Origin of the sequence: Fructobacillus fructosus KCTC 3544, from assembly GCF_001438695.1 — a bacterium.
Classification (GTDB): domain Bacteria; phylum Bacillota; class Bacilli; order Lactobacillales; family Lactobacillaceae; genus Fructobacillus; species Fructobacillus fructosus.
The window spans coordinates 75,073-86,803 of sequence record NZ_JQBH01000002.1; the positions used below are offsets into that span (position 1 = coordinate 75,073).

Below are 11,731 nucleotides of genomic sequence, written 5' to 3' on the forward strand. Positions count from 1 at the left end.
AGCAAAACTTGCCAATTAAGCTCAGCATTTTGCCCCTTTCCTTTTAATTGATGACGAAGGTGCTCAAGGAACACCTCGTCCATTTTTATTTAATAATTAATTCGTTGAACCATCGGTTGCTTTTCGACAAGGCACCGACCCTTTCGAAATGAATACAACATCGTTCGTCGTTCGTTCAAAACATCGTAAAAGTTTTCGGCGTCGTAGACCAAGAAGCTGGCCTCCTTACCGACTGCGAGTCCATAGCCTTCCGCTCGATGCAAAGTCTTAGCCCCGTTGATTCCAATCAATTGGTAGGAAGAAAGAATTTGTTGACAGCCCATTAAACCGCTGGCCAAAATACCAACGTACAAGCTATCCAGTAAATTACCATCCCCCATTGGATACCAGGGGTCCTTAACATCATCTTCTCCAAACGAAACATTAATGTGGTTTTCGAGCAACTCCTTCACCCGCGTTAAGCCCCGGCGCTTTGGATACGTATCAAAACGGCCACCCAAGTGCAGGTTAACTAGTGGATTGGCCACCATATTAATTTCTGAAAGTCGTAATAGGCGCATCAATTTATAGGCGTAAGCATCGTTAACAGAACCCAGCGAAACGGTATGGCTTGCGGTCACCTTATCCTTCAACCCACTTTCAAGAGCTAGAGTTGCCAAAACTTCTAAGTGCCTTGAGTTCGGATCATCAATTTCGTCACAGTGAACATCCACCAGTAAGTTGTTCTTCTCCGCTAAGTCAACAAGGTAGGCCAACGAATCGTTACCGTATTGCTGATTAAATTCGTAATGCGGGATGCCGCCAATACCGTCGACACCAAGTGCAACGGCTTTTTCCATCAATTCTTTGCCGTTTGGAAAGGACAAAATGCCTTCTTGTGGAAAGGCAATTAACTGTAAATCAATGAAGGGCGCCACTTCTTCTCGAACTTCGATTAGTGCACGCAGAGCGGTTAGCGATGGATCCGTCACGTCCACGTGACTCCGGACATATTGAATGCCGTGACTAGCCATTTTTTTGAGTGTCTCGGTCGCTCGTGTTTTCACGTCATCTCGATTTAGACTTTTCTTCCGTTCCGACCAAATCCGGATGCCATCAAAGAGCGTTCCGGTTTCATTCCACTCCGGCTGCCCAGCTGTTAACGTCGAATCAAGATGAACGTGTGAGTCAACAAAGGGTGGAATCACTAACTTTCCTTTTAAATCAATGACTTGATCGGCACCTGCAGACAACGTTGGCGCCATCTCGATAATCCGACCATCTTTAATCCGAAAGTCGGTCGTTGTCTTGGCATTTTCAATCCGTGCGTTCTTAATAATCATTGCTTTGCCTTTCGCTTACTTTGATATTGGAGCAGGCCATAGTACAGTAAGGCCACAATGGCCATAACAATAAAGGTGGCACCCGTTGTTTCCTTCAAAAAGGCAACGTTTGACAAAATGAGGTACAGAAGAACGCCGAAGGCAAAGAGAATAATAACCGGGTAATTGAAGCCACCCTTGTACCAGAAGGCGCCCCGCTCTTGTTCGAAGTTCGGCTGAACGTACGTTTCTTTGTCACAAAAATAGTCCACCACCATGATTGCAATAATTGGTCCAAGCAACATCCCAATGTAGTCCAAAAACGCGGTAAAGACGGCGAGAAAATCCCCATTAATTAGTGGAATAAAAGTCAGCAACGTCGCAATGACCGTCGCAATTAGCAATGATGAACGGAGTGACAACCGACTAAAGAGGTTGTTCAGAGCCGATCCAGAAGCTTGCAGGTTCACGGCGTTTGACGTCATGCTCGTCAACACAATCACCACCATGGCCACTGTTCCCAACCCTAGTTCATTGGCAACGGTGCTGGGATCAGAATTATCAGGGTTATAAATTCCGGATGTGAGTGCAATACTAATTGCCGTACTCATGCCCATGGCTGCAAAGGAAACAACCCCCACAAGCGCTCCCCAAAAAGCAGAAACTGTGGAAACGCTTTTCGTCTTTGCAAACCTGGAAAAGTCCGCTGCCGACGTAACCCATGCTAAGTTAAATGCCGCCAAAATATCAAGCGCCGCTCCAAATGGCATCCGGTCCTTAACCGGTACCGTCCAGTTAAGTAATTCATGGAAGGACACATGCCGGAAGACAACGATTCCTTCCCATAGGACAAAGAAAATTACCAGAATGATGCCGACACGTTCGATAATGCGGACGGACTTTTGACCAGAAATAATACTCAAGATGTGCAAAACACTCATAATCAAAATTCCGACAATTAATCCCTTGTTACCGCCACTTTGACCAAAAAGTGGCCAACCAAAGAAACTGTGGAAAATAAAGGATAACGAGGTGGCAGCAATAAACGTGTTCACCGCCGTCCAGCCCATGAACATGATGAAGTTAATGACCGAAGGAATCACACTGCCACGAATACCGAAACTAGCTCGACTCAAGGTTGTCGTAGACAATCCGGTTTCATAACCCATCAATGAAACTAAGCTCAAAAATAAGTATGAAATTACGGAGGCAATCAGCATTGCCCAGAAACCACCGACTAAGCCACAAGCCGCAATAATTCCCCCAATATACCAAGTACCGTTATTTGCGTTAGCCCCAAACCAGGTCGCAAACATATCCCAACGACCTAAGTTTCGTTGACCTTTTCCAACAGGATTTACCTGAAACCGCTTTTCTGCCATTTTAACTCCTTTCTTCTCCATCAAAAAAACACCCCAAACAATAATTGCTCAGTGTGTCATCAAAAAGCAGGGAATAAGCCCCTATTCATCCAATTTATGACAACTTTTGATTTCTCTGAACCAATTAAAGTTTAATCAAGGATAACATAATTAATGTTACAAATAGAAAAAAATTTATTCAGGTTAGAAACCTGAAAGATTAGCGAGAATATCACTGCTTGATTGAACAACGGTTGCCCCGGCTTGAATCAGTTCATGACAACCACTGGATTCATCAGAAAAGATTGACCCTGGAACCGCGAGCACGTTCCGGTTATTTTGCAACGCACTATTGGCCGTAATTAACGAACCAGAATGATGCTTTGCTTCCACCACCATGGTTGCAGAGGCCAAACCAGCAATAATTCGATTTCGTTCTGGAAAATGTCCCCTATGGGAGGGCACGTCATCAGGGTATTCAGACAAAAGGAGTCCCTGTAGCGCGACCTCCTCTTGTAGCTGACGGTTTCGAACCGGATAGGCATGGTTTAGGCCACTACCAATAACAGCAACCGGAACCCCTCGGTTTGAAAAAGTCACCTGATGGGCCATCACGTCGATTCCCCTTGCCAAGCCTGAAACGATGGCAACGCCGTGCTCAATCACTCCAGGAAGTAGTCGGCGCAGGCAGGAAAAGCCGTAAGGCGTTGCCGTTCTAGTACCAACAACGGCAAGCGCTGGAAGACGCAAAGCGCGCAGGTCCCCGCGATAAAACAAAATCAATGGTGGCTGAAAGATTTGCCGTAATTGTTCGGGGTAGGCATCATCAAAATAAGTAACATAGGAGAACACCCCCCGCTGCTCCTCGACACGTCGAAGGGCCGCCCGGTAGGCGCCTGCAATTCGAGCAAAAATCTGACTCGTCGGATCAAGACCAACGATGACGGCTAAAGTCATTTCAGACCATGGATAACCAGTTGGTGCCCGTTTTTCTTCAATTCCCTTAATGATTTGTGCCTTACGAGCCAAAGCTAAGCCTGTGGTGAGCTGTATTGCCAATAAAAAATCTCTTTCTTCCATACCGCCCTCCTTCATAAAGTATCACGAAGGACAACGATAAAAATCAAACAAAAAAGGATAGAAAATTCTATCCCTCAACAATCTCAGACAACTCAGCCCAACGATCCATTTTTTGTTCGAGGACTTGTTGCTTTTCTTCCAACTCCGACTGGAGACTCACGACTTTTTCGTAGTCAGAACCATTGTCAGCCATGGCTTGATTCAATTTCTCAACCGCCGCTTCCAGTTCAGCAATTTCATCCTCAATTGTTGACCAATCTTGTTTCTCTTTATAAGTCAACTTACGTTTCTTGCTTTCCGGCTTTGGTTTTTCCGCTTTCTGATCATTGGTCATCTTCACTTTCTTATCGGTCGTCTCCTTGGGTAAGATTACGTCTGTCAAATAATCAGAAAAGGCACCGTTATAGCGGTCAACCTGACCATGGCCCGATAAGTAATAACCATAGTCAGCGACTGAATCAAGAAAGTAACGATCGTGTGACACCGTGACGATGGTACCGGAAAACCGGGCTAAAAATTGCTCCAAAACAGTCAGTGTTCCAATGTCCAAATCGTTTGTCGGCTCATCAAGAAGCAAAACATTGGGCGCTTGCATTAGAATCTTCAACAGGTAAAGTCGCCGCCGTTCGCCACCCGATAGCTTTCGAACCAATGTGCCGTGCATGAAGGAAGGAAAAAGGAACTGTTCCAACAAGTCTTTAGCAGAGACGGATTGACCATTTTCGTCTTGAATTGTTGACGCAACGTCAGTCAAGTATTCAATGACCCGTTTATCATCCGGAATCTCTTCCGTAACCTGAGTGTAGTAGCCGATTTTAACCGTTTGACCGATTTCATAAGTACCATCAGTCAGTGGTAGTCGGCCAGCCAAAACATTCAGTAAGGAAGACTTTCCCACGCCATTCGGACCGGTGATACCGATTCGGTCACGCTGGCCAAGTAGCATGGACAAATCCTTGAAAATCAGTCGATCGCCAAAGGAAAGCGTGCCATGGTCTAATTTCAAAACCTTTTTCCCAAGGCGCGATTGGCCAAGTGAGAGTTCGATGTCTTCGTCTTGTTTGACCTGTCCCATGGACTCTTCTAACTTCGCGAAGGCTTTTTCACGTCCCTTTTGTTTCGTTGTGCGGGCACGAGCGGACTTATTCATCCAGATTTTCTCTTGTTCGTACTTCTTTTCTCGTTTGTGTTCAGCGAGTGCTTCGTCAGCCTGTCGTTCAGATTTACCACTTAAGTAGTCTTGGTAATTGCCTTCGTACTCGTATAGTTTCCCAAACGAGAGCTCAAAAATACGATTCGTCACCCGATCCAAGAAATAGCGGTCGTGCGTCACGGTTAACAGGGCGCCCTTGTACTTGGCCAAATACTGCTCCAACCAAGCGATGGAATCAAAGTCTAGGTGGTTGGTTGGCTCGTCCAAAATCAGTAAATCAGGCTCTTGAATCAACACTTGCGCCATGCCGACACGTTTTTTTTGACCACCGGACAAGTTTTTCACTTCGGCCTTCAAATCGGTTAAATGCAATTGTGTCAAAATCGTTTTAATCTGCGATTCAATTGTCCATGCATCATCACGATCCATGGCTGCCTGCGCCTTTTCGAAGCGGTCGGCCGCCTTTTCATCCTCTGGATGTAACGAAAAGAAATCCAGCGCCTCTTGATAATGACGAACCGTTTGAAAAATGGGCTGGTCACCAGAATAGACGGCATCAAGGACGGTTAAATGACCGTCTAGGTTTGGTTCTTGCTCCAAATAGCCAATTCGATAGTCGTTTTGTGTCGTAATGGTTCCCTTGTCTGCGGGATGTTTTCCAGACAAAGCGTTGAGCAGTGTGGTCTTCCCAGAGCCATTCACGCCAACTAATCCAACCCGATCACCGGAAGAAATCAAAAAAGAAAGGTCGTCAAACAAGACCTTTTCGCCATAAACTGATGTTAAGTTATCAACTCGAAATTGTTTCATACTCTTATTATACTGAAAACCAACTAGTTTTGCCGATTATCGTGGTAAACTATTGAAAGAAAAGTTCACCAAAAACGGGACAGATTATGATTAATAGTATCCAAAAAAATAAAATCGGCTTATCCGTTCTCGCCTTGATTAGCCTAGCGACTTTCCTGTTAGTTCTTTCTTTAGCTCAACAGAACCAGCTAACCACTAGACCAGACGACGTGCCTTTAAGAAAAGAACCAAATCGAACCAGTAAAAAAATTGTATCCTTAAAGTCCGGCACCAAACTAACCGTTTTGAAGCGCCAGAACGGTTGGTGGTACGTACGCGATTCCAAGGATGACACCAAGGGATGGGTGGCTTCCTGGGTAGCCAACAACACCTTCTTAAAAAAGCCAACGGCCCTTTCAGAAGCAACCATCGTCTTGGATCCGGGCCATGGTGGTAGTGACACCGGTGCCCTATCCTACAACAATAAGTATTACGAAAAAACTTACACACTCAAAACAGCCCTCGCCACCCGTAAAGAATTAGAAAAGACAGGGGCCCGGGTATTCATGACCAGAACCACCGATGTTGTTGTTCCCCTTCTATACATCCCCCGACAAGCTGAAAAGTATCAGGCAGACGCTCAAATTTCCTTCCACTTTGATGCTTCCGGCACTCATAACTCTGCTTCTGGCATTTCACAGTATTATTACAACAGTAACTCCCTCGCCTTGGTTAAAAGTCTTTCCTCGTCGTTAAACAATCTTCCCTTAGAAAACCGCGGCTATGATTCAACCCCCTACCTAGTGATTAAGGACGTCAGTCGTCCAGCCGTACTTCTTGAACTCGGTTTTATTGATTCCGACAAGGATCTTTCCTACATCAGATCAAGCACCTATCAAGAAAAGGTCGCAAAGGACATCCGGAGTGGTTTAATGAACTACATTCAAAGCAACTAAAAAAGTCAGTCGAATCAATCGACTGACTTTTATTATGCTCATGGTTGTAAGACAGTGGCTTGCTTTTCTTCGACCGAACGATCGAGATAAAAAAGTAAGAACAAGGAAAGGATAACGGACGGTAAAAAGGATACTAACATCTCCGTCCAGCTACCAACAACGAGGGGTTGCACAATGTTATCTTGCAAATCAAAGAGGAAGTGGGCTATTGCAAGTGGCCAAATTTGGTTGCTAACAATCCGGAGTGTGACAAAAATCATCCCAATGGCGAAAGTATACACAACCTGCTGTGCCACGGCTTCGGCCGGTTCATCAGCCAAATTCGCTAAGTGTAGCAAACAAAAGAGGAAGCTAGTGACCACCGCAATAATGGTTAAGCGATGCTGCTTCACTTGGTAGCGATTCAACATTCGCTGAACTAAGTTGAAAAGATAGCCCCGGACAAAGTACTCCTCAAAGCAGCCGGCCCCAATGGCAATAAAGACACAGCTCAAAAGAATTTTCATGGGCGATCGAAAGACATTTAGACCACTCTGAATGTTGCCATTCATCAGATAAAGAAAAAGAAAGTACAAGACCAGAACGACTGCGAGTCCCCTTTCTTTTCGATCCAGTGAAAGGCGGGTAGCAAAAACCTTTTCATGGTTTGTCACTCGCCGAACTAACCAGATAAATAGCACAAGAATAACGGACAAGATAACACACAAGAAAACGGTTCCCTGTAATGATATTACTGTCGGGTAATTTGGATAAAAGGTTAACCCCAAAATGAACAAAAATAAAATGAGCACACCGTGGTGCTTTTTATCACTCTTCCGTTTTTTAAATAACGACATCGTACTGCTTCCTCCCTTACTGTTTTTCGACAAGTAGATTGTCCTAAGACATTGACTTTTACAGTATAGCAAAATCATTTACCTTCCGCTGAATGCTCTCCAATCCATTTAGAAATAAAAAAGCCATCAGTTTTTCACTGATGGCTTTTTTGCTCTTTATTTATCTTTTAACTTCGTTCTTCACAATCAGTTGCTTCAACTTCATTCTTGGTTGATTTCAATAAAGAGAGGCACGACCTCCTCTATGGTATCCGAACGGCGCAGACGGTAGAAATAGCGCAGGTGAACCGAATGGGATTGTAACCAAATCCGGCCGCCGATTAGGAAACGGTCCCAAGAAGAGATTTGGGAAACCGTCTTCAAGTCTGTGTAGTAGTTATTGGTCAATACGTACTTAAAATCACCGATGGCCCGGTTTTTGTCCAAACCATAACGAACTTTTTGCGGCTCCAAGTAGCCTTGTTTCATCAGTGATTTGGCAATTTGCCGAATGTAGTATTCCACTTGCGGGTCGACTTTAAAACCAAGATTCAAAACAACTCGAACCATGTTTGTACTTCCCATAAAATCAACAGAATAGGATTTTTCGTACGGGTTAATCGATTCCTTAATGGTGACAAACCAGTAAAGTTTTGCCCGCTTTGGCCGAGCGCCCAACAAGGAGTAAATCACTGATTTTTTAATCCGATAATCGTCATGAACATTCACGATGTAGACCAGATTATTAGCCATTAACGGTTCTTCTGGATCGGTCGATAGCTGCATCAATTGACGCCGATAGTCCTTTAGGGAAAGGTAATCATTATTAAAGGATAGGGCCTCCCGCCGCTTGTTACCGTAGTACCAAAAGACCATCACTGAAAGAATAGCAAGCATCAAAATGACCGTGAAATAGCCGCCATGAATAAACTTCGTTAAGCTAGCGAACAGGAAAAGACTTTCAATCGAGGCAAAGACAACGGCGAACAAGACGGCGTACACCAACTTTGTCTTTGAACGAATGAATTCAAACAGGAGCAGCGTCGTCATTAACATGGTCACTGTGATGGCCAAACCGTATGCCGACTCCATGTTGTGGGAAGTTTGAAAGAGCAAAACGACAGCACAACCTGCTAAAAAGAGCAACCAATTGACAAATGAAATGTACATTTGTCCACGAAACGCATTGGGGTATGCAATCCGGAGGCGGGGCATCATTTTGAGCGAAATAGCCTCCGATACCAAAGTGAAAGCCCCAGTAATCAAAGCCTGAGATGCAATCACAGCAGCAATCGTACTTAAGACGACGCCGACTAAGCGCCAGTTATTGGGCAAAATATCAAAGAAAAGGTTTAAGTTTGTCCCACTGGCTTGATGCAAGACGACCCAGGCCCCCTGCCCCATGTAATTGAGGACCAACATGGTGTAGACGAAGGGCCAGCTAAAGTAAATGTTTTTCTTTCCCACGTGCCCCATATCTGAGTAAAGGGCTTCGGCCCCCGTTGTTGCTAAGAACACATTACCAAGAATCAATAGCCCCAACTGGTTATCAGGTGAAAAGAGAATTTCAAGGGCATAGACCGGTGAGAGCGCTTTTAAAATTTCAGGGTATTGGATGACCTGTAAAAGACCAAAAAAACCGATGAAGGAAAACCAAATCAGCATCAAGGGGCCAAACAACTTACCAATTTTCGTTGTCCCCTTTCGCTGTAAGGCAAAGACGACGAGTAAGATAATCAAAACAACTGGCACAACAAAGTCAACACCGGTCGGAAAAACGAGGTCGCCAAAGCGCTGGCCAGCCAATCCCTCAACTGCCGAGGTAACGGTCACGGCAGGCGTCAAGGCTCCGTCAGCTAGTAAGGCCGCTCCACCAATCATCGCTGGTAGGATAAGCCACTTTAATCGACTAGTTCGAACCTTGCTATAAAGCGAAAAGATGCCACCTTCGCCGTGGTTATCTGCTCGTAAGGCGATGAGAACGTACTTAACCGTTGTAATCAGCATTAACGTCCAAAAGACCAGTGAAATGGAACCAATGACAAGGGCCTTTAAATCGGCGGTGTGGGCATTCCCGGCAATAATGGCATTCATCGTATAGAGGGGCGATGTTCCGATATCACCATAGACAATTCCAAGTGCAATTAGGAAGGCGGCGTATTGAAAGCCTGTTTTCTTCTCTTTGACCATGTTTGCTTCTCCAGAATCCAATTAAATCGTTCGATAAAAATGAGTCAGTCTTGAATGGACTTTTTTGATTCGAGATTCAGTCTAACGCTAGTTATCACAGAAAACAATCATTTCAAACAAAAAAGAATAAAAAAAACGGCACCCATACGGGTGCCGGGTAGGTAGATAGATACTACCCAGTTGGTCAAGAACTAGTATACCACATTTTTAGCAAAACGCCCTTAATTCCAACCCAATTCTTTAATCGTTGATTTAATTTTTGGCGTTTGGTAATTCGCTGAGAGGGCCAATGTGACAAGCGCCGATGGTAAAATCAACCAGGTTTCAATCTGATCCTTCGACAACTGCCCCGTCAGGGTTAACATAACGTGTAACTGATCAGCAGCAGGCCGGTTCATCAAGTCGACCAAAGCGGCATCCAAATCAGCCGGCTCAATTTCAGAAACCGAAGCAGCCGCCATTTCAAGGTTTAAGAGATTCGTTCCCTTATCAGCAGCGCCGTCAAAGGCCTTTGACAATTCCATTTCCGTCAACTCCTGAAGCGTCGTTGTCCGGATTACTAAAGTTCCCTGTTTCTGAGCGGATTCTTGTACTTTTTCTTGTAGGTTTTCGTCCAATAATTCTGGGATAAAGACGGCCGAAAAGGCACCATTACTCTCATTCAGAGCCGTTGTTAAAAAGAAAGCCTGATCAGCAGGGCCCATTTCACCAAGCCCCCCCTCCGCCTTAGTTGAATAGGCAAGAAAAAGGGAGCGTTCCCCAGCAGTTTCCTTAGCATTTTGCACTAATTCCTGCACAATTTGCTTTTGAATACCTGGCCAATTTGCGAGAAATTCCTGGTGTGCCTGGTCCAACTCGGACTTTAACGCCGCCTTTTTCATCACTGATAAATCACCTTCGTCAACGGCTTGGGCGCCCCCCTGCTTGACCTGGTCCCAAATGACCTCTTTGGAAAAGTCGTCCGCAATGGCATCGGCTTGCCAGATTACCACATCGGGATTTTCCTCGTTTAACAAGTTCTTATAGGGGGTAAACTTGTCATTTGGTCCCAGAGCCATCGGTACGGCCAAGGCCGCTTGGTTAATTGTTTTCTTCTCGTTTAGTAAAGTCAAAAAATCCATTTTTATCACACAAAAGCCAGGTGCAAAGCGCCTGGCTTTCCTTTTTTAAAAGAAGTTCATTGAATAGGTACCATTGAATGTGTCGCCGGCGGCTAACACATTGTTACCGAACTTTTCCTTGAAATTACCTGTGGCATCAACCGTGTCCGCAATTCCCCACCAAGGTTCAACGGCGATGAACGGTGCGTCTTTCCCAGCGGGCGTCCAAATTCCGAGGTATTGAGCGTTGTCGACCGTCATTTCCATGCCGTGCTGATTGGCCAGACGGGCTAATAGAAAAGTCGTCTTTTGTCGATCGAGCTTCAAAATAATGGCATCGTCATGATAGTCTTCCTGCCGCAGGCGCAGTGGGATATCTGCGTTAAACGGTGTCGGCATGTTCGGGTTTGAAAACGGACCAACTAAGCGAAGACGGTCATACACCTTCTCGGGCTTAACCGACAAATAGTAATCTGAGAACTTCCCACCGTCTAGCGGCAAGTTAAAGGCGGGATGTCCGCCAACGGAAAAGAAAAGCGATTTCTGCTTGTCAGGGTTATGTACTTCGTAGTCAACAAACAGTTCCGTTCCCTTTAACCGGAAAATAACATCAAACCGGAAAGCAAAGGGATAGATTCGCCAAGTTTGTTCAGAATCAGAAAGCGAAAAACGAACGTAATCAACGTCGTGGTCAACAATTTCGAAATCCATGTTTCGAGCAAAACCGTGTTGGTTCATGTAATAAGTTTGACCGGCGAGATGGTATTGATCGCCCTGGAGTCGGCCAACAATTGGAAAGAGATTCGGCGCGTGCCGACCCCAGTACATGGGGTCGCCATACCAAATGTACTCGAGCTTGGCCTCTTTATTCCAGGCTGAAACAAGCTCAGCACCGTGCTGGTTAATTTTTACGATTAATTGGTCGTTTTCTAGAGTTATCATAATTCTATTTTACTACCTCTACTGAGTTCTGACAATAAGAATCA

General features: G+C 45.1%; 9 protein-coding genes. 1 reads left to right on the plus strand and 8 read right to left on the minus strand.

What is annotated here, in order from left to right; all coding sequences use genetic code 11:
* Positions 1–89: 89 nt before the first annotated feature.
* The 4 genes from codA to IV71_RS01440 form a co-directional block, all read right to left on the minus strand.
* Positions 90–1,322, minus strand: coding sequence for a cytosine deaminase (gene codA / locus IV71_RS01425; protein ID WP_010691755.1), 1,233 nt, complete (start codon positions 1,320–1,322; stop codon positions 90–92).
* On the minus strand, positions 1,319–2,683 hold the full coding sequence (locus IV71_RS01430) for a cytosine permease (RefSeq protein WP_010691757.1): 1,365 nt from the start codon (positions 2,681–2,683) through the stop codon (positions 1,319–1,321). Before IV71_RS01430 ends, codA begins: the two co-directional genes overlap by 4 nt.
* 183 nt (positions 2,684–2,866) lie before the next feature.
* Positions 2,867–3,742, minus strand: coding sequence for a DNA-processing protein DprA (gene dprA, locus IV71_RS01435; RefSeq protein WP_010691763.1), 876 nt, complete (start codon positions 3,740–3,742; stop codon positions 2,867–2,869).
* 67 nt (positions 3,743–3,809) lie between these two features.
* On the minus strand, positions 3,810–5,705 hold the full coding sequence (locus IV71_RS01440; RefSeq protein ID WP_010691765.1) for an ABC-F family ATP-binding cassette domain-containing protein: 1,896 nt from the start codon (positions 5,703–5,705) through the stop codon (positions 3,810–3,812).
* Between the two features lie 86 nt (positions 5,706–5,791).
* Between IV71_RS01440 and IV71_RS01445 the strand changes: the two genes are divergently transcribed.
* Positions 5,792–6,640 carry an N-acetylmuramoyl-L-alanine amidase gene (locus IV71_RS01445; RefSeq protein ID WP_010691767.1) on the plus strand — a complete coding sequence of 283 codons (849 nt, stop codon included), beginning with the start codon at positions 5,792–5,794 and terminating at the stop codon, positions 6,638–6,640.
* Between the two features lie 38 nt (positions 6,641–6,678).
* On the opposite strand, the gene IV71_RS01450 is transcribed toward IV71_RS01445, so the two are convergent.
* The 4 genes from IV71_RS01450 to IV71_RS01465 all read right to left on the minus strand — a co-directional run bounded on the left by IV71_RS01450 (position 6,679) and on the right by IV71_RS01465 (position 11,687).
* A complete protein-coding gene (locus IV71_RS01450) occupies positions 6,679–7,476 on the minus strand; it encodes a CPBP family intramembrane glutamic endopeptidase (protein WP_010691769.1) in 798 nt (265 codons plus the stop codon).
* A gap of 201 nt (positions 7,477–7,677) precedes the next feature.
* The gene (locus IV71_RS01455) at positions 7,678–9,645 is read right to left on the minus strand and encodes a KUP/HAK/KT family potassium transporter (RefSeq protein WP_010691771.1); all 1,968 of its coding nucleotides are present in this window, start codon (positions 9,643–9,645) and stop codon (positions 7,678–7,680) included.
* Between the two features lie 221 nt (positions 9,646–9,866).
* Complete coding sequence (locus IV71_RS01460) at positions 9,867–10,766, minus strand: hypothetical protein (protein ID WP_010691773.1); 900 nt, start codon at positions 10,764–10,766, stop codon at positions 9,867–9,869.
* 45 nt (positions 10,767–10,811) lie between these two features.
* On the minus strand, positions 10,812–11,687 hold the full coding sequence (locus tag IV71_RS01465; RefSeq protein ID WP_010691775.1) for an aldose 1-epimerase family protein: 876 nt from the start codon (positions 11,685–11,687) through the stop codon (positions 10,812–10,814).
* Between the last annotated feature and the right edge of the window lie 44 nt (positions 11,688–11,731).